Annotated in this window: 12 protein-coding genes; 6 read left to right on the top strand and 6 right to left on the bottom strand. The window is 61.0% G+C overall.

Translation table 11 applies throughout. The features are described 5' to 3' along the window. Positions 1 to 26: 26 nt before the first annotated feature. Positions 27 to 1,739 (top strand): glycoside hydrolase family 13 protein, encoded by a 1,713-nt coding sequence (locus AC3EA7_RS15680; protein WP_488615007.1) that lies wholly within the window; start codon positions 27 to 29, stop codon positions 1,737 to 1,739. Between the two features lie 21 nt (positions 1,740 to 1,760). On the opposite strand, the gene htpG is transcribed toward AC3EA7_RS15680, so the two are convergent. From htpG to AC3EA7_RS15695, 3 genes are all read right to left on the bottom strand, one after another. Then, a complete protein-coding gene (gene htpG / locus AC3EA7_RS15685; RefSeq protein ID WP_488615008.1) occupies positions 1,761 to 3,644 on the bottom strand; it encodes a molecular chaperone HtpG in 1,884 nt (627 codons plus the stop codon). Between the two features lie 242 nt (positions 3,645 to 3,886). Beyond that, positions 3,887 to 5,320, bottom strand: a complete 1,434-nt coding sequence (locus AC3EA7_RS15690; RefSeq protein ID WP_488615009.1) for an HlyD family secretion protein — start codon at positions 5,318 to 5,320, stop codon at positions 3,887 to 3,889. A gap of 101 nt (positions 5,321 to 5,421) precedes the next feature. Continuing rightward, positions 5,422 to 8,946, bottom strand: a complete 3,525-nt coding sequence (locus AC3EA7_RS15695; protein ID WP_488615010.1) for an efflux RND transporter permease subunit — start codon at positions 8,944 to 8,946, stop codon at positions 5,422 to 5,424. A gap of 895 nt (positions 8,947 to 9,841) precedes the next feature. Between AC3EA7_RS15695 and AC3EA7_RS15700 the strand changes: the two genes are divergently transcribed. Continuing rightward, a complete protein-coding gene (locus tag AC3EA7_RS15700) occupies positions 9,842 to 10,453 on the top strand; it encodes a TetR/AcrR family transcriptional regulator (RefSeq protein ID WP_488615011.1) in 612 nt (203 codons plus the stop codon). Positions 10,454 to 11,064: 611 nt separating this feature from the next. Here the strand turns inward: AC3EA7_RS15700 and AC3EA7_RS15705 are convergent. The 3 genes from AC3EA7_RS15705 to AC3EA7_RS15715 form a co-directional block, all read right to left on the bottom strand. Next, complete coding sequence (locus AC3EA7_RS15705) at positions 11,065 to 12,084, bottom strand: glycoside hydrolase family protein (protein ID WP_488615012.1); 1,020 nt, start codon at positions 12,082 to 12,084, stop codon at positions 11,065 to 11,067. 486 nt (positions 12,085 to 12,570) lie between these two features. Beyond that, complete coding sequence (locus AC3EA7_RS15710; RefSeq protein ID WP_488615013.1) at positions 12,571 to 14,271, bottom strand: acyl-CoA dehydrogenase family protein; 1,701 nt, start codon at positions 14,269 to 14,271, stop codon at positions 12,571 to 12,573. 39 nt (positions 14,272 to 14,310) lie between these two features. Beyond that, complete coding sequence (locus AC3EA7_RS15715; protein ID WP_488615014.1) at positions 14,311 to 14,754, bottom strand: DUF6623 family protein; 444 nt, start codon at positions 14,752 to 14,754, stop codon at positions 14,311 to 14,313. A 333-nt stretch (positions 14,755 to 15,087) separates the two neighbouring features. On the opposite strand from AC3EA7_RS15715, the gene AC3EA7_RS15720 reads away from it, so the two are divergent. The 4 genes from AC3EA7_RS15720 to AC3EA7_RS15735 all read left to right on the top strand — a co-directional run bounded on the left by AC3EA7_RS15720 (position 15,088) and on the right by AC3EA7_RS15735 (position 19,032). Next, entirely contained in the window at positions 15,088 to 15,438 is a 351-nt protein-coding gene (locus tag AC3EA7_RS15720) for an ArsR/SmtB family transcription factor (protein ID WP_488615015.1), read from the top strand. Continuing rightward, complete coding sequence (locus AC3EA7_RS15725; RefSeq protein WP_488615016.1) at positions 15,431 to 17,455, top strand: heavy metal translocating P-type ATPase; 2,025 nt, start codon at positions 15,431 to 15,433, stop codon at positions 17,453 to 17,455. The genes AC3EA7_RS15720 and AC3EA7_RS15725 overlap by 8 nt, the downstream gene beginning before the upstream one ends. A gap of 162 nt (positions 17,456 to 17,617) precedes the next feature. Then, entirely contained in the window at positions 17,618 to 18,535 is a 918-nt protein-coding gene (locus AC3EA7_RS15730) for a radical SAM protein (RefSeq protein WP_488615017.1), read from the top strand. Continuing rightward, positions 18,532 to 19,032 carry a hypothetical protein gene (locus AC3EA7_RS15735; RefSeq protein WP_488615018.1) on the top strand — a complete coding sequence of 167 codons (501 nt, stop codon included), beginning with the start codon at positions 18,532 to 18,534 and terminating at the stop codon, positions 19,030 to 19,032. The genes AC3EA7_RS15730 and AC3EA7_RS15735 overlap by 4 nt, the downstream gene beginning before the upstream one ends. Positions 19,033 to 19,103: the final 71 nt, after the last annotated feature.

Here is a 19,103-nt window from a genome sequence, read left to right on the forward strand (position 1 = left end):
ACGTGCCATAGACGGAGAATCCTTCCATGCAATCGCTCAAATGGTGGCAGACAACGGTGTTCTATCAGATCTATCCACGCAGTTTCGCCGATGGCAACGGAGACGGCATCGGCGATTTCGCCGGGATGATCGACCGGCTTGATTACCTGCGCGATCTGGGGGTCGGTGCACTCTGGCTCTCGCCGCACTATCCCTCGCCCAACGCCGACTGCGGTTACGACATCTCCGATTACACCGGCGTGGCGCCAGAGTACGGAACCCTGGACGATTTTCGACACTTCCTGGAAGGTGTGCATGCGCGTGGTATGCGCGTCCTGCTCGATCTCGTCCTCAACCACACGTCCGAAGAGCATCCCTGGTTCAAGGAGTCACGCTCTAGCCGCGCCAACCCCAAGCGCGACTGGTACATCTGGCGCGATCCGGCGCCCGATGGCGGTCCGCCGAACAACTGGTATTCGGCGTTTGGCGGCTCCGCCTGGACCTTCGATGAAACGACCGGGCAGTATTACTACCACTTTTTCTTCAAGGAACAGCCCGATCTGAACTGGCGCAACCCGGCCGTCAAACAGGCGATGTGGCAGGCAGTGCGGTTCTGGCTCGATATGGGCGTCGATGGATTTCGCCTCGATGCTATCGACACGATCTTCGAAGACCCGAATCTGACGCCGCAACAGTCGAAATTGTCGCAGATCGAGATGCTGCGCATGTGGCGCGAGAATCGCTCGCCGGAGGAGACCAGGGAACTCTGGGAGCAGTTTGCCTTGATGTTCCGCTACCAGGTGCAGCAACCAGGGTTGCATGAGTTGATGAAGGAATTGCGGGCATTGGTAGACGAATATCCGGGCGATCGCGTGCTGATCGGCGAGGGTGACGATATTGCGTACTACGGTAGCGGCGACGACGAGTTGCACCTGGTGTTCAACTTTCCGTTGATGCGCACCAATCGGTTGACGCCTGCCTGGATCCGCGCCAATCAGGCAGCACGTCTGGCGGCGTTGCCGCCGGGTGCGTGGCCCTGCAACACCCTGGGGAACCACGACGTCGGCCGCATGTGGACGGCGTATGGGGACGGGGTCAACGACGCGGCGCTTGCCCGCCTGCACGTGGCGATGCTGCTGACGCTGAAAGGCGCGCCGGTGCTCTACAACGGCGAGGAGATCGGCATGACCGATCTGCTGCTCGAACGGTTCGAGCAGTTGCGCGACAATCAGGCGGTCAATCTGTATCACGCAGCAGTCGGCGATGGCGTTCCCCCTGACGAAGCGATGAACCTGGCGGCGAAGATCAGTCGAGACCGCTGTCGGACGCCGATCCAGTGGGCGAATGCGCCAAATGCCGGTTTCAGCCCGCCTGGCGTGATAACCTGGCTGCCGGTCAATCCAAACTACGCCCAGGGCGTGAATGTCGCCGAACAGGATGGCAAACCGAACTCCCTGCTTACCTACTATCGCCGCCTGATTGCTGTGCGCCAGGCGACCCCGGCGTTGTTGGCTGGCGATTATACGCCGCTTCATCCGGGAGAGGAACGCTACCTGGCGTTTCTGCGCACGATGCCGGAACAATGCTGCCTTGTGGCGCTGAACTTTACGGCTGAACCGGTGACAACGAGTGTCGCGCCGGGTGACGCAACGTGCTTGCGTACCATCTTCTCCAGTCATCCGCGACCGGCGGGCGAAGAAGACCCGGCGCATCTAACACTGGCGCCATTCGAGGCGTACATCGGAGCGGTTTTGCCGTAGCGTCAGGGAGAAAAGCAGCGTCTACCTGCGCGCTGCCGCCTCCATCAGCGCCTGAATGCGCCCGACCATGTCGGCAGGATTGGGGTGCAACCCTTCGAGCAGCAGTGCATTCTCGTACAACTGCTCGATCAGGTTGCGCATCAGCATCGCATCGCCGCCAGATTCCGCCAGGCGCGCCAGATCGACGATCAGCGGGTGACTGCGGTTCAGCTCGACGATCTTCGGCGGCACTTTGAAGTCGCGGTCGAGGATGCGCTGAACGCGCGCCATCTCGCGGTTGTACTGCTGATCCTCGGGCGATACCAGGCGCAGCGGGTTATGGCGCAGCACACTCGAGGCGCGCACAGTCGTCACGCGCTCCCCCAGCGTTTCTTTGAAGGCGTTCACCAGCCTGGTGAACTGTTCGTCGCTGATTGAAGCCTCCGGCGCCTGCGCTTCACCCGGCAATGAGAGGTTCGGGTCGTCTATATTGCGCAATTTCAACCCCTGGTACTCGCGCAACCCGTTGAGCATAAAACTGTCCATCACGTCGTAGAGCAAGAGCGCCTCGATGCCGCGGTCGTTCAGCGCATCGAGGTGCGGGCTGCGCCGCGCGCTCTCCAGGTCGGCGGCGATGACGTAGTAAATCTCGTTTTGCCCTTCGATCATGCGCCCCTTGTAGTCGGCGAGCGACGCCAGTTGATCACCTGATTTCGTTGTATGGAAGCGCAGCAGCGGCAACAGATCATCGCGCGCCAGCGGGTCGGTTGCAATGCCTTCCTTGATAAACGGGCTGAACTCGCGCCAGAAGGCGGCGTATTTCGCCGGGTCTTTCTCCGCCAGATCGACCAGTTCTTTCGTCAGGCGGTTGGTCAGCGACTTCTTGATGCGCTGCACGATAGGATCGCGGTTCGGACTGGCGTCGCGCTGCACACCTTCGCGCGAGACGTTGAGCGGCAGGTCTTCGCTGTCGACCACGCCTTCGACGAAGCGGAAGTATGGCGGCAGAACGTCCTTTGCGTCTTCCTGAATGAGCACCTTGCGCGAGTAGAGACGGATCTTCCCCTCCATCCGCCGTTCGATAAAGCCGCGCTCACGCTTCGCAGGAACGAACAGGATGGCATGCAAGTCGAGCGGCGCTTCAGACGAGAAGTGCACATACAACAGCGGATCGTCGTAGTCGAACGTCATCTGGCGGTAGAACTCGTGGTACTGCGCTGCTTCGACATTTCGCGGCGGCTGATGCCAGAGCGCCGTCGACTCATTGACGCGCTCGTCACCAATGTAGATCGGGAAAGCGACATAATTCGAGTGGCGGCGCACGATCTGCCGCAACCGCCATTCATCGGCGAATTCGTGCGCCTCTTCTTTCAATTTGAGAATGATTGTTGTGCCGCGCTGCTCACGTTCCGCTGCATCGACGACAAAACTTTCGCCTCCCTGCGAGCGCCAGAGCGCTGCTTCGGCGTCGGGACGGTATGAACGCGAAATGACCGTCACTTCATCGGCAACCACGAATGCGGAGTAAAAACCGACGCCGAACTGACCGATGATATTCGCGCGTTGCGCAGCTTCCAGGTTTTCGATCAACATGCGCGTACCCGAGTGCGCAATCGTCCCCAGGTTTTCGATCAGTTCCTCGCGGGTCATGCCGATACCGGTGTCGCTGATTGTGATCGTTTTCGCGTCCTTATCGACGCTGATACGAATCTCGAAAGGGGCGTCTGGATCGCGCACATGTTGATTGGTCAACATCTCGAACTGAACACGGTGCAGCGCATCGGACGCATTCGAGATCAATTCACGCAGGAAGATTTCGCGATCGGTGTAGAGTGAATGTGCCAGGATGTTGAGCAACTGACGCACTTCGGCACGAAACGGCACCGCCGTGGGTTCGTGCATGGTGGCTTCAGTTTCCGCGGTCATAGCGTTTACTCCGGTATTCTCAAGAGAGTGACGAGTGACACATTGAGTAGTTCCTTTCTTTCTATAATAGCGCGAAGGTTAGCATGTGCGCGCTAATGTTTTGTTAGAACTCTCGCAGGAAGAATGCTGGGGTGCAGTAGGGCGGGTCTCCGACCCGCCCCTGCGTGCTCCGCCTCGCCGTGCCGTCTCCTGGTCAGGGCGGGTCTCAGACCCGCCCTCATGTCGCCTCGCCAGAGATATGGTTACTCTAGAATATCAACCCGTGCACTCATGCCTGCCCGCAGCCCGGTGATGTCGTCGAGTGCAATGCGCACCCGGTAACTGCGCGAGAGACCCTGCACTGTGGCGGTTGGCGCAATGAACTCGACCTTGCCGGTATATTCACGGTCGGGGATGCTGCTGATCGAAATCTTCGCGGATTGACCTTCCCGAACCCGGCTGATGTCCACATCACTGATCTGAACATCGACGTGCAGTTTGCTCATATCCACGATCTGGATCGCCGGCAGCCCCTGGGTGATGCTCGGATCGCCCGGATCGATCGAGACGATCGAGACGATGCCATCGAACGGCGCGCGCAGTTCGGCGCGTTCGCGGTTGATCTGCGCCAGCGTCAGCGCGGCCTGCGCCTGTTCGACGCCAGCACGCGCCGCCGCCTTTTGCGAATTGCGCGGGTCGGGGATGACGCGCGCTTCCTGGGCGCGCGCCTGCGCCAGGGCTGCCCGGGCTGCCGCAAGGCGATCCGGGTCGGGCGGCAACCGTAGTTTTTCGAGCGTCAGGCGTGCCTGTTCAACCTGCGCTTCCGCCGCTTGAATACCGGTCACTTCTGCCTGACGCGCGCTCTCGGCGCCTTTGAGCGCCAATTCGAGCGCCTTTTCCGCCTGGCGCAATCCGGCTTCCGCCTGAACGAACTGCGCGTAGTAGTTTTCGCGCTGCCCATCACTCAATTTGTTGGGCACGCGCTGACCGTTCGGCGCCGTCACTTCGGGCACAATCGGGTCGTTGCCGGTGTCGCGCGCATATTCCCAGTTGTACTTTGCCTGCGCATAGCGCGCCTGCGCCTGCGTGAGCGCAGCCGCTGCCTGTTCCATCTGGATCTCCGCCTGGGTCTTGGCGAACGACAGGCGATCACGGGTGGCTTGCAGGTTGGCTTCGGCAGCCGCCAGCGCCGCTTCCGCCATGCGAATGTCCTGCTCCTTTGGTCCACGCTGGAGCGCTTCGAGCGCCGCCTGCGCTTGCGCCACCGCCGCACGCGCCGCGTTGAGGTCCACCTGGCGCGGATCTTCGGTCAGCGCCGCTTCCTGCGCCAGCGCATTCGCCAGCGCCGCTTTCGCCTGTTCGAGTTGCTGGTCGAAGGCGCGAGTGTCGAGAATGGCAAGCAGATCGCCCTTCTTGACGACATCGCCTTCCTTGACATACACCTCCGCTACCGTGCCCTGCACCTGGAACGACAGGTTGGCGTCCTGGGCGCTCTTGACCTCGCCGATCCCGGTGATGCCAAACTGGATCGGCTGGCTGGTCGGCAGCGGCACCGGCGTCGGCACAACGACGGTGGGCTGAGATGCCGCCGGCGCACTGGCGGTGGGCGCAGGAGCGGCTGGTTGTGCGCCGCACGCCGCCAGCGCTGCGGCCGTCAATCCGATAAGCACTCCTGTGATCAAGCGACCACGTTTCACGGCTTGTTTCTCCTTGGTTTGGATGTCTGTGAATTGTCCGATATGGTGATGCGCCTCACACCTCACACCTCACACCTCGCACCTCGCACCTCGCACCTTTCTCACTCTGCCGCCTTCTTCGGCGCATCGACCGATGCATGTCCGTTGGCGTCTTTCTCGTGCACCTGATTGAACGGCACGCTCACCGTCCCGCCATTTACAAGGGTCAGGGCGACTGCCGGGACGCTGCCGTTGACCGGCGCCAGTTCCACCTCTTTTGCCTCTTGCTCTTCCGCCCACCCTTCCGGGTCGAAGCGACGGCGGAACCAGTTCGACGCGCGCTCGGTGAACGATTCCATCAGGCTGTAGGCCGTCGGCACGACGAGCAGCGTCAGCAGCATCGAGGTCATCAAGCCGCCGATCAGCACAGTTGCCAGCCCCTTGCGGAACTCGCCGCCTTCGCCGGTGCCGATCAGGTGAATGCCCACTGCCACCGGCAAAGCGCCAGCCACCAGCGAGAGGGTGGTCATCAGGATCGGACGGAGACGGATGGCGCCGGCGAGTTCGAGCGCGGCATGCTTGTCGAGCCCGGCGCGCCGCAGGCGGTTGGTGAAGTCCACCAGCAGGATCGAGTTCTTTACCACCAGACCGAGAAGCATAATCAACCCGATCATGCCGGTGATGTCGAGATCGACATTGATCAGGCGCAACGCCAGGAACGCGCCGATGAAACTGAATGGCATCGCCATCATAATCACCAGCGGTTGCGTGAACGAGCCGAACTGCGATGCCAGCACCATGTAGACGAAGATCACCGACAGGAGCATTGCCAGATACAGCGACCCGAACCCTTCGGTTTGCTGCTGAACCAGACCGGTGAAACTGGCGATGACGGTCGGCGGGATGATCTCCTTCGCATCCAGACGCTGTTGCAGTTCGTTCTGCACCTCGCTCAGGTTGCGACCCTGGAGGTTGGCGCCGATGATCACCTGGTTGAGTTTGTCGTAGCGCCGGATCGTCTGTGGCGTCGACGCAAGTTCAATCCGCCCGAGCGCACTCAGCGGAACCGTGCCGCTGCGGGTTGGAATGGCGATATTCTGCAACGCTTCCGGCGTGGCGCGATCTTCGGGGCGCAGGCGCACGATAATTTCAATATCCTGCCCTTCCTTCCGCAACACCGTCGCCCGATCGCCATTCACGAGGGCGCGCACCGACGACGCGATCTCGTCATTGGTGATCCCGAGGTCGCCGATGCGCTCCGGGTCGGCGATGAAACGCAGTTCCGGCTTGCCGGGGCGATAGTTGGTGTCAATATCAACCACACCGGGGATGGCTGCCATTTCCGCTTTGATCTGCTCGATCACCGGCGCCAGATTTTGCACCGGCTCGGTGGTTTGCAGGCTCAACTGCAACTGGCGACCGGTGACGCCGGTTGATGTCGGCACGCCGACCGACGGCAGACCGAACGTCAGATTCGGCAGGAACGCCAGTTGCGGACGCAGACGATCCTCAACCGAACGGGTCGGCACATCGTCCTTCAGGCGCACGAAGAACTCAGCGCGCTCCGGCGCCCCGGTGAAGCCAACCGTGCTGATCACCGACTCGACATCCGGATCAGCCAGCATAATCTGCTCCGCCTGCCGCGCGAGCCGGTCGGTCTCCACAAGGGCGATGCCGGGCGGCAACTCGAACCCGACCAGGAACTCGCCAGAGTCCTGCTGCGGGAAGAAGCTGAACTTCAAGCCGCGGGCGACGGCAAAACTCAGCACCAGCACCATAATCGCAGTGAACACGACAATCAGGCGATTGCGCAGGCTGCTCAGGCTCCAGGAGAGGACGCGCTCATAGAACCGGCCAAGCGGACCCGGATCTTCTTCGGCTTCGTGGAGCAGGCTGGCGTCCGCCTGATTGGGATCGATATTGCGCAGACGCCGCGCCGCACGCCCGACATCGCCGGTGTGCGAATGCGCCTCATCGTGCGGATGCGGTTGCACCTTCTGGCGGCGGAAGAGATTGGCGGAGAGCATCGGCGCGAACATGAACGCTTCCACCAGCGAAAGGAGAATGGCGACGGCAATCGTAATGCCGAACGACTTGAAGATAATGCCAGTCGTGCCAGTCGTAAACGTTACCGGCACGAAGACTGCAACGACCGTCAGGGTCATCGCCACCACCGAGAGCGCCACTTCCGCCGTGCCCTTGCTGGCAGCAACACGCGGCGTCTCACCGCGCTGCGTATGGCGGAAGATATTCTCGCGCACCACAATGGCGTCGTCGATCACCAGACCGACACACAGCGCCAGCGCCAGCAGCGTAATCAGGTTGATCGTCAACCCGAACACCGGCATCAGCGCAAAGGTGCCCATCAAAATGATCGGCAGACCAGCCATCGTCACGAGGGTATTGCGATCACGGATGAACGTGAGCACCACCAGCAAGCCGATCGCAATCGCCAGCACGATCACTTTGTCGACCGGCACGCCAATGGCGGGGAGGATGACGAGACCGACCAGGGCGATGGCGGCAGGCGCGGCGGCGGTGACGAGCATGTTGCGCATGCCGCTGAAGAAGAGCATGACCACCAGCAGCGCCGCCACCGATGCGTAGATCAGTTCTTCGAGCGAACTGATCGTCGACTGGCGCACCGCTTCCGACGAGTCGCGCGGTGTGATATACGTCAGGTCGCTGCGGTTGGCAAGCGCGCGTTCAATGGCAGCCTTTGCATTATCAGCGACCGTAACGGTGTTGGCGCCGCTTTGCTTGCGAATGTCGATGATAATCGCTTCAACGCCGTTGAGCCGGGTATAACTGCGCTTTTCGGCGACGCCGTCTTCGATGGTTGCGACATCGCCAATGCGGTACGGCGTGCCAGTGATCTGGATTTTTGCAATATCTTCGGGAGTTTGCAGGAGCGACGGCGCGCGCAGGTTGATCTCCTGCGAACCGGCAGTAATCGAACCAAGACCGAGATTGGTATTCGCCTGCTGCAGCGAACGGGTTATCTGCACTGGCAAAATGCCATAGGCGCGCAGTTTCTCCAGGTCCATCTGGACATTGATCTGGCGCTGGAGACCGCCGGCGATCTGCACCGAGCCGACGCCTGGCGCGCGCTGGATCAGCGGCGAGACCTCGTTATCGACAATCCGGCGCACCTCGAGGGGCGATTGGTTCTGCGTTCCGGCAATGGCGAAAGAGATGATCGGCGCGGCGTTCGGGTCGAACTTCTGGAAGATCGGCTCGCGGACATCACGCGGCAACGTCGGGCGAATGGCATTCACCTTTTCGCGCACATCTTGGTCGGCACGGTTGATGTCGGTACCCTGGGCAAACTCGAGAATGATGACTGCCAGACCCTCGCTGGCGTTAGTGGTGATATTTTCGATGCCCTCGATGGTGTTGACCGCGTCCTCGATCGGTTTGGCGACCTGATCGGCGACGCTTTCGGGACCGGCGCCGGGGTACGGTACACTGATGGCGATGATCGGCACTTCAAAATCGGGAAGGAGATTGACTGGCAGCGAGCGGAATGCCAGAATGCCAAACACGACCGTCAGCAGCATAAGCATCGTCACAAACACCGGCTGACGGATCGAGGTGTCCGAAATGGGCATACCGTTGAGTTGCTCTTCACGTCGTTGGATTGCCATACAGCCTGCCTCCGTGTGTGCCCGCCACAGGCGGGAGGGTATTGAACCTCGAAATCAAAACGTGGCGAAAAGCCTTGCCCGACTGCCCGCACCGCACTGTGCGTTGCACTGTGGAACGACGGGTTCCAAAGCGCACTTTACAATATGACTACTATACAGTAAAATATGTTTACGCGCAAGTAGAAATTTTGACTGGTTGGTAGGTTTTGATGTTCTAACGTGGTTGTACGGAAGTACGTGCAGTCTGGATGTCGTGGCGAGAGGTGAGAGGTGAGAGGCGAGAGGTGAGAGGTGAGAGGTGAGAGGCGAGAGGTGAGAGGTGAGAGGTGAGAGGCGAGAGGCGAGAGGTGAGAGGTGAGAGGTGAGAGGTGAGAGGTGAGAGGTGAGAGGTGAGAGGTGAGAGGCGAGAAGGTCCAGGAAAAGACAAGTCTTTTTGGATCTCTCTGTGTCCTCTGTGGCTTTGTGGTTCAACAGAGCAGGTGCGAAGGTAGAAGGGCGAGGGGCGAGAGGCGAGAGGCGAGAAGGTCCAGGAAAAGACAAGTCTTTTGGATCTCTCTGTGTCCTCTGTGGCTTTGTGGTTCAACAGAGCAGGTGCGAAGGTAGAAGGTGGAAGGTGCAAAGGTCGCGGCGGCTGAGGGTGATGAGTAATAAGTGATGATCGTCTCTGGGAACGCGGTATGAGGTTAAGAAATTAGACTCGTATGTCCCGCGAAGGTAGGCTTCACAACTATAGCCCGCAGCTGATGGAGTTTGAGAAAATAATCCGGTACCGCCCGGTCTAGCCCACGAAGGCGGGCTTCGCAGCAGGAGCCCACGGCTTCAGCCGCCGGGCGGGCAGGCGGATGGCTGGGCGCTGCCGGCGAAGATGATGTGACACCCGTGAGAGGAAAACCTGATGACTCTGACACTTCGTGAGCGGCAGAAGCAAGCGCTCCGCGAAGAGATTATGAGCGCTGCGCAGGAAATGGTGGCAGAGAAGGGCTACAGCGCCATGTCGATGGACGAACTGGCAGCCCGTGTCGGCATCTCCAAACCGACGCTCTACGCCCATTTCGCAACGAAAGAAGAACTGGTCATCGAAGCGGCGACGCGCGAAATGAAACAGATGATCGCGTTGATCGAGTCGCAGGCGGACCGTTCGCCTATGGAGCAGTTACGCTTTATCATGCGTCAGATCCTCCAACGTCAGGTACAGATGCACACCCTTGGCATCGGTCCCTGGCCCGAAATCTTCCGTCTGCTCTGCGCCAACGACGAGGCCTTTGGATGCATCCGGCGCGTCAGTGACGATATCGTCGCACTGGTGCAGCGCGGCATCGCGCAGGGCGAGATCGATCCCGCGCTCGATCCGGAGGCGGTCGTGCGCGCCTTTTTTGGTCTGGCAAGCGCGTTGCACAAGTGGCATATCGCGGCGCCAAGCCCGATCGATCCGCAACGCGCCGCCGACAGCCTGGTGGCGATCTTCGAGCGCGGCGTGCAGCGCAAGGGGCACAATGAAGCCATGTGAGCGTGAGTAACACGCCACATTTGAGGATAAGCAAGCCAGGTCATTGCCTTTGCCTGCCCCTGGCAAACATAGCGCCGCTGCCTCCCCAAAACCCGGCGCCTCAAAGCAACAGATCGACGGATCGACGCTAATAAAAATGGGCAGGGTTATAAACCCTGCCCTCGTGACTCAACAGCCCCGCAACAGCGACTCAGCGTCGGGTGCGCGTGGTGACCCGCACAGGAACAGGGCGTTCCTGAAGGCGCAGCGCGGCGCGGCGAGATGCGAAGATCATCAGGGCGATTGCGGAAGCGATGAGAAGTGCCGTCATGGTCAGGTTCCTCCTTCAGAATGAGCATCGGTAGAGCGCCGTGCCGCAGTTCTTCTGACAGGCAGTATAGCAGTGCGCCAGCCTGCCGTCTATAGGTGAAACATCCTATTGTGCATCAGTACATCGACTGATTGCAGGATGGTATGTCGTGGTACGTGGTAAAGGGAGCAAGGGATGTGTGGGGAGTGGGGAGTGGTGCAGACCTCAAGCGTCCGGGACGTTTCCCCCTTCTCGCGCACAACATGGAACGCGGCTGCGGGCGCGGCGGCAGTGCGCCCCTGGGCGAGGCGCTGCCGCGCCTCTACTGTTCCCGCCTGCAACCTGCACCCTTCCCGCCTTCAAACGCCTCACGCACTACCGCCAGTTTGTCCGGGTCGCGGACGATGGCGCTCAGGTCGAACAGCAGCACCCCCTGATCCGACACGGCGCGCGCGATCTCCAGCGCGCGACGGAATTCTTCCGTCGGAAGCGGTCCGGGTGCGTCGATGGTCTGGATGACCGGCAGAATATCCGTGCAACTTCGCATGCGAATCTCTTCGACAACGTCGGCGATCCATTCGGGAGATTGGCCGCAGAGACGGTGGTAGACCATCGGGCTGATGACATCGACGCGCCTGCCGAGCAGCGCCACGTCCTGCCCGACAATCGTGCGAACGGCGGCGTTGTGGTCAGTCAGCCGCCAGGGAAGCGCAAACAGACCCAGGCGTAGATCAGGACGCTGCGCTCGCAGGAAGTTGCGGATGTCCTGGACGAACCCGGCGACTCGCTGGCATTTCCACTCGACCCAGGCTGCGAGATGTTCGGTCAGGATGTCGTGGATTGCCGCTACGCGCTCATCGATGGTGTACTCGCGCGGCGGGTGGGCAAAGAAGAGGGCAAGGCATTGGTCGCAGAAGCAGGTCTGCACCAGGTTCGGCTGCGGAACTTCCCAGCGCAGCGGGTAGCGCACGAAATCGAGCCAGACGCCGTGCAGCGCGTCTCCGTGCTGTTCCAGCACGCTGCGCAGGCTGGCAAGACGATGAGCACGGACATGCACGTTGTTCGGGCAGAGCGGAACGTACCACTCGTCTGTGCCCATTGCGCTGCCATACGCATCGATCGGAACGCTGTCGGGGAAACTCACGCGCAGATCGGCGCCGGCAAACAGTGGCAGATCGACGGAGACCATCGTACCCTGCCGTTGGAGACGATCAAGGAGCGCATCCGTGAGCGCATGCGTCTGGATCACGACGCTGTTAGCGCCGCTCTGGACGAATGCGCTCCATTCCGCGTCGAGAGATGTCGCTGATGGAGACCAGTAGAAGCCGTAGATTGGAGGCATGTGTTTCCTTGAGCCGGGAACTGAGAACTGATACGAACGTGCGGTCAGTCAGACAAGATGTTCGCGCGCCCGGTTCGCAAGGCGTAATGATTCACAACGCGCGTTGGCGGTCGTGGGCGCATGACTGCGCATTGGCATCAGCAGCCCCAGCGAGGACTTTAGCCCGCAGCGGCTCGGCATCCTGCCGCACGTACCAGCAGTATGGTCCAAATGACCGCACATTGGTATGAGAACTGATAGAGCGATCAACCAGATGTTGCACAATACTTGGCTATGTTGACCATCTTGCGGCTGACGTTGGCTGAGCCTGTCGAAGCCAACGGTGGCCGCTCCACGTCCTTGATTGTCCAGGCTTTGGGTGATCGCTCTATGAGAACCACGAGCCAGGCTTCCCATAATGACTGCCACCCACGCTGCGCGCCTGACCCTATGGACACGTCGCGCAGGGCAAAGAGCAGGAGTATGCCAGCCATCCAGCGGTGACCGTCATATCCGCCACCGCGCCTCGACCGGCAACGGCGCATCGTCCGCTAATGCGGTATCGTCGGCGTCCTCGTCATCGATCAGGTCAATGGGCGAGCGGGCGAAACGCAGCGCCGCGGCGCGCGCCCGTCCCTCGTGCTCCTCCGCCAGCGACCAGGCAGCATGGGAGACCAGCAGCGCCAGTTCCAGGCTGCGCCCAATGGTGAGCGCCAGGCGTCGCGTCCCGCGTTCCAGGCGTCCACGGTCGCGCGTTTCAGTGAACCAGCGCCGGGCATGGTCGAGCGCAGCGCGCGCGCCAGCGCCGGCAGCAGCGAGCCGGCTGTCATCAATGCTTGCCGTCAGTTCTTCCGCCAGGCTCGTGATTGCCTCCCAGGTCCCCAGTTGCGCCAGTGCGCGCAGCGTGTCGAGCGCAAGGACATTGGTGGTTCCTTCCCAGATCGGGAGCACGTGCGCATCGCGCAGCAACGTCGGCAGACCGGTGTCTTCCACATAGCCGGCGCCGCCAAACGCCTCGATGACTTCACTCATCACATCGACCGCCTGCCGTCCTGTCGTCAGTTTGGTGATCGAGGTCAGAACGCGCAACAGATGCTGCTGGCGCTCGTCGGCGGTCCCTGTCTCTTCGGCGCCAAGCAACCCGGCGGTCAGAAAACTCAGGTGGAAGGCGCCCTCGAATTCCGCCTGCAACGTCGCCAGGGTTTCGGTGTGGAGGGGTTGGCAGTTGAGCGGAGCATCGAAGGCGACGCGCCGACGGGCATAATCGCGCGCCAGGGCGATGCCCCGCCGCATGAACGAGACTGCCGAGACGCTGTTCCAGATGCGGGTGACCTGGAGCATCGGCACAATCGCACGCACTCCGCCGTTCAGTGCGCCAACCAGACGCGCCGGGGTTCCTTCCAGGCTGAGTTCGGCGGTTGGCACCTTGCGCGTACCGAGTTTGTCTTTCAGGCGGTTGACGCGGATGCCCTGCAAGCGTCCTTCCTCGTCGCGCAGTTCGATGTAGAAGAGCGCCAGCCCGCGGCTGCCCGGCGGGTTCCCTTCGGGCCGGGCAAGCGCCAGCGCCATCTGCCCGGTCGTCGCCGAGGTGAACCATTTTCTGCCGAATAAGCACCAGACGCCATCGAAACCAGGGCGGGCAATAGTTTCCGTGCGGCTGACGTCCGAACCGCCGGGCAATTCGGTCATCCACTGCCCGCTCGTCCAGCAACGATCCGGGTCACGGCTCGTCAGGAGCGGCAGAGCGCGGTCGATCAGGGCTGCGTCGCCTGCCTGCACCAGCGTGCGCGCTGCGCCGTCGCTCATCGCCAGCGGGCAGGTGTACACATCAGTCGAGGGATGGAACAGATAGACCAGCGCAAACTGAACGATCCGCGACAGGGCGCCGTAGGTCCGTTCGTAGGGGAGTGCGACCAACCCGTATTCGGCGGCGAGGCGCGCGGCGCGCTTCCAGAGCGGCGAAACTTCAATGTGGTCGATGCGTTCGCCCCAGGCGTCCCACTGCGTCAACACCGGTTCGTTGAGGCGATCGGCAAGATACAGGCGGTAGAGTTCGCCGCCTGCCAGGTCACCCATCGTCGCCAGATCGGGTTCGACCTGCGTCAGTACGTCGCGCGGCAGTGCGCGCCGCAGGAATGACCGGAGCACCCGATCATTGGTGTACTGATTCCCCAGCGTCGGGGGCGGCTGGTGAAATAACTCCATCATTGCAGTTCCACTTCCTGTGCGCCAATCCGGTGCTCTCCATTATACAAACTCTACGCCAACCGCAATCACGCTGATTCCATGCGGCTGCGCCGCTGAGCCAAAACTGAGACCGAGTGAAACCCCGACCGCCGTCTGCACTTCCGGGTGATCCAGCAGGGAGAAACGCACCAGCCCGATATCGCCGCTCAGGTTGACGTCGTTGATGTCGCCGATTTTGACATCGCCATCATAGACGTGAATGTCGCGCACAATCGCATCATTCGACATTGTGCGGCAGACGATCACGACCGCACCGACGCGCGCCCGGTGATCCCCGACGCACGCTGGGGTGGGGATCGAGGCATGCAGCCAGTTCAGGCTGTCGGGCTTGCCTTCGACATAGAGGCAAAAACCAGAGCGCCAGATCGCTGCAAGCGCATCATTGTCCTCGACCTGCATGCTGTGCCCATGCACCCATGTGCTCTGGAGATGTGTCGTTGCCATAGAACTCCTCCTTGAGTCAAGGCTTCCAGCGTTCTGCGGTCGTGAGGATGCATCTGGATGGCTTGTGGATTCGCGCGGGAAACACGCAGCATTCGGAGCGGCGCCCCATCGAACCGCCGAACTACTGCCAGTATATGCCGTTTTTATGCGCATGGACGGAAGATCCGATCCATCGGCGGTGAACATTCTGTTACGGATGACAGCGTTTTGGTTGATCGCTCTATGAGATTGCGATCTGCTCGCCCTGTTGCGCTATGCAAGAAACTTGACAGCGTTACCTTTTGCATATTATCATATCATCACATCCTGATATGATGATTTGTGGAGTGCGTTGTGTTTATCGCTGCCAAACCCCAAACCATTGAGTTACAAGCCAGACTCTTTCGCGGCTTCGCCGATCCGTCGCGCCTTGCCATCCTGGAAGCACTACGAGACGGGGCGCTCACCGTGAGCGAAATCGTCCAGGCTACCGGACTGACCCAATCTAATGTCTCGAATCATCTCGGCTGTCTGCGCGATTGTGGACTTGTGACGGCCACACAGCAGGGACGGTTCGTCTACTATGAATTGAGCGATAAGCGCGTCGGGCAGTTGCTCCGCCTCGCCGATGAACTACTCGCCGATGTTGCGAAAGGCGTTTACGAATGTACGCGCTACAACGCAGCGGAGTCCAAACATGGCTAAAACGCAACTCCTCGAAGTTCCCGTCAAAGGCATGGACTGCACCGAATGCACCCTGCACATTCAGCAAGCCATCGCCAGATTACCCGGCGTGGAGTCAGTCAATGTTCTCCTTGCCGCCGAGAAAGCCGTCATTCGACTGGACCCTGCCCGCGTAGATTTGCCTGCGATTCGGAAAGCGGTAGAGAACGCGGGCTATTCTGTCCCTGACTCAGCCACGCCAGTGGCTGCTGGCATGGACCGATTCAATCGCCGGATGACGATATTGCTTGCTGTTGTGTTCGGCGTTGTTCTGAGCATTGTAGTTGCCGGGGAATGGCTCGGTCTGTTCGACGAACTGAATGAACTTGTCCCCTTCCCTTTTGGCGTTGCCCTCGTTGTTGCGGGCGGCTTTCCGGTCTTGCGCAACGTCGCGCGGGCCACGTTCAAGCGGCAAATCACCTCGCATACGCTGATGACGGTTGGCGCAATTGCGGCGCTCCTCGTCGGCGAATGGGTAGCAGCGGCTATCGTGGTGGCGTTCATGCGCATTGGTGATTACGTCGAACGCTTCACCACCGAAAGCGCCCGCCGTGCTGTGAAAGAACTGACCGCGATGGCGCCGCAAACCGCACGCGTGGAACGAGACGGTAGAGAAGTGGAAGTGCCGGTTGCAGAAGTGAGCGTTGGCGACATCGTGATCGTTCGTCCCGGTGAGAAGATTCCGGTGGATGGCGAAGTGATCGCTGGACATGCCACGATTGACCAGGCAGCCATCACCGGTGAGTCTATGCCGGTTGAAGTGGCGAACGGCTCGCACGTATTTGCTGCCGCCATCGCCAGGCTGGGCAGTCTGCACATAAAAGCTCTCCGCATCGGGGCGGACACAACATTCGGGCGCGTGATCAAAATGGTGGAAGAAGCCGAAGCCCATCGCAGCGATATCCAACGCCTCGCCGACAGGTTCAGCGCGTACTACCTGCCAGTCGTCACCGGAATCGCGGCGCTCACGTTTCTCGTCAGTCGCAACCCCTTGGCCACAGCCGCCGTCCTGGTCGTGGCGTGTTCCTGTTCCTTCGCTTTAGCCACGCCTGTTGCGATGCTGGCGTCGATTGGCGCAAGCGCCAGACGCGGCGTGCTGATCAAAGGCGGCAAGTATCTTGAAGCGTTAGTGCGCGCGGATGTCGTGCTGGTGGATAAAACCGGCACGCTCACCCTCGGTCGACCACAGATCACCGATGTGGTTTCACTCAATGGCATGTCTTCCTCTGAAATTCTTACCCTTGTCGCTTCCGCAGAACGCTACTCGGAACACCCATTAGCCGAAGCCGTGCGCGCCATCGCTCGCGTTCAAAACGTGTCGTTCTTTGAGCCAGAGCATTTTGAAGCCATCCCTGGCATGGGCATTCGGGCAAGAGTGAACGGTCGCCTTGTTGCCGTTGGCAACCGCCGTCTGGTTTCAGCGCCAGAACCCTTGCCAATTGCCCAACAATTGGAAGCGCAGGGCAAAACGCTCCTGTTGGTCGCCCTGGATGAAAAACCTGCCGCCCTCCTCGCCGCCGCTGATACGCTCCGCCCCGAAGCGCCCGCCGCTCTCGCCAGACTGCGCGACCTCGGCGTCAGACATGTGGAACTGCTCACGGGTGATAATGAACGCACCGCCGCCGCGCTTGCCGAAAAACTTGGCGTTCAGTATCGCGCCAATCTCCTGCCTGAACACAAGATTGAAGCGGTAAAGGACTATCAAGCCAAAGGACATACGGTTGTCATGATCGGGGATGGTGTGAATGACGCGCCGGCGTTGGCGCAGGCGAATATCGGTATTGCCATGGGGGCGGCGGGCGCCGACATCGCCATCGAAGCCGCCCACATTGCCCTCATGCGTGAAGACTGGACACTGATGCCGGAAGCGTTACGAATGGCACGCCGCACGATGGGCGTCGTCAAGATGAATATTGCTTTTACCGCACTCTACAACCTGGCTGGACTGACGCTGGCTGCTATGGGCATCTTACCGCCCACGCTTGCTGCCGCAGCATAGTCGCTGCCGGATTTGGGCATCCTCGCCAATTCAGCACGGCTGCTGCGACAAAAGTAAAGCCGAACGAACGTCGAAGTCAAAAGCCTCGGTTGCAGTTGACGTACAATATATCTGCACCACCCTCGCCCGAAACGCTACGTGATCGAACCGGAGAAATGGCATATGTCCTACCCGGCATATCTCGAACTCTACGAACAGGGCGTATTGCAGGAACGCGCAGCTATCGCGCGCGAGCGGCTGGCGTCCTGCACCCTCTGCCCGCTGGCGTGCCGTGCTGATCGCCTGCACGACGAGGCGGGCGAGTGCCGCGTCGGGCGGGAGGCGATTGTGGCGTCCTACGGACCGCATTTGGGCGAAGAGGACGTGCTGCGCGGATGGCGCGGCTCAGGAACGGTCTTTTTCAGCGGCTGTAACCTGCGCTGTGTCTACTGCCAGAACTACGACATCAGCCAGTTTGTGAGCGGGCATGCCGTCGATGCTGCGCACCTGGCGGAGATTTTCCTTGAGGTACAACGGGAAGGGTGCCACAACCTCAATCTGGTCACCCCATCCCACGTTGTCGCGCAGATCCTCGAGGCGCTGGCGATCGCCGTCCCGCGCGGGCTGCGCCTGCCGATTGTGTACAACACCTCCGGGTATGACTCGGTTGCCGCGCTGCGGCTCCTCGATGGGGTGGTAGACATCTACATGCCGGATGTCAAGTACAGCGACTCGGCGATTGGAGAGCGCTACTCGGGCATTCCACACTACTGGGAAGTCGTGCGACCGGCGCTGCGCGAAATGCACCGGCAGGTCGGCGACCTGCACATCGAGCGCGGCCTGGCGGTGCGCGGATTGCTCATCCGTCATCTGGCGCTGCCGGGACGCCTCGCTGGTTCCCAGGAAGTGCTGCGCTTCATCGCCGAAGACATTTCGCGCGACTCGTGGATCAATCTGATGGACCAGTACCACCCGGCATACCGGGCATACGATTACCCCGAACTGGCGCGGCGGATCACGACCGGCGAATACGCCGAGGTCGTCGCCTATGCCCGCTTACTCGGATTGCACCGTGGCATTCCACTGGACGCGCGACGATGAACAGCGACAGTTACGACATTCTGCGGCGCGCAGTCGTCGAGGCGCTCGGCGCGCGCCCCACATCCGAACGCCGCCGTCAGATCGCGGCGGAACTGCGCGCTCTGGCGGAACAACAGGAGCGCATGGCAGAACGCGCCGAGACTCGCCACACCTCCGATATAACCGGGCGACGCACAGAACGCACTGCTGGAATGTACATCCGCATCCGTCATGAAGCTGACCCACGCACCGGCATGCGACGTATTCGCCTCCTCTTCGGCAAACAGATCTGGTTCGACCTTGGCAGTCCGCAACGGATCGTCATTCAGCGTGTCGGTTCAGAAATCTGGATCGTCGAGTCCAAAGGCGAAAGCGGTCTCCGCGTCGAAACTGGCGTCGGGCTGCCGGGGTGCATCGTTCCCGACGGCACGCCGCTCGACCGACTGGCGCCAGGACGGTACGCCGCCGCGTTGCGTGCCGGGGCGCTGGTCATCGGCGCAAGCGAAGCGGAACGGTGAGAGTCACGCTCCCCTCCCCCCTCGTGAGGCCCCCTCTCTTCCCCTCCCCCCTCGTGAGGCTCCCTCTCTTC

It is taken from the genome of Roseiflexus sp. (assembly GCF_057785375.1).

Excerpts from the sequence above, each read along its gene's own strand:
- AC3EA7_RS15695 (WP_488615010.1), bottom strand. The coding sequence starts at position 8,946 with ATGGCAATCCAACGACGTGAAGAGCAACTCAACGGTATGCCCATTTCG.
- AC3EA7_RS15705 (WP_488615012.1), bottom strand. The coding sequence starts at position 12,084 with ATGCCTCCAATCTACGGCTTCTACTGGTCTCCATCAGCGACATCTCTC.
- AC3EA7_RS15710 (WP_488615013.1), bottom strand. The coding sequence starts at position 14,271 with ATGATGGAGTTATTTCACCAGCCGCCCCCGACGCTGGGGAATCAGTAC.
- AC3EA7_RS15725 (WP_488615016.1), top strand. The coding sequence starts at position 15,431 with ATGGCTAAAACGCAACTCCTCGAAGTTCCCGTCAAAGGCATGGACTGC.
- AC3EA7_RS15700 (WP_488615011.1), top strand. The coding sequence starts at position 9,842 with ATGACTCTGACACTTCGTGAGCGGCAGAAGCAAGCGCTCCGCGAAGAG.
- AC3EA7_RS15730 (WP_488615017.1), top strand. The coding sequence starts at position 17,618 with ATGTCCTACCCGGCATATCTCGAACTCTACGAACAGGGCGTATTGCAG.
- AC3EA7_RS15715 (WP_488615014.1), bottom strand. The coding sequence starts at position 14,754 with ATGGCAACGACACATCTCCAGAGCACATGGGTGCATGGGCACAGCATG.
- AC3EA7_RS15735 (WP_488615018.1), top strand. The coding sequence starts at position 18,532 with ATGAACAGCGACAGTTACGACATTCTGCGGCGCGCAGTCGTCGAGGCG.
- AC3EA7_RS15680 (WP_488615007.1), top strand. The coding sequence starts at position 27 with ATGCAATCGCTCAAATGGTGGCAGACAACGGTGTTCTATCAGATCTAT.
- htpG (WP_488615008.1), bottom strand. The coding sequence starts at position 3,644 with ATGACCGCGGAAACTGAAGCCACCATGCACGAACCCACGGCGGTGCCG.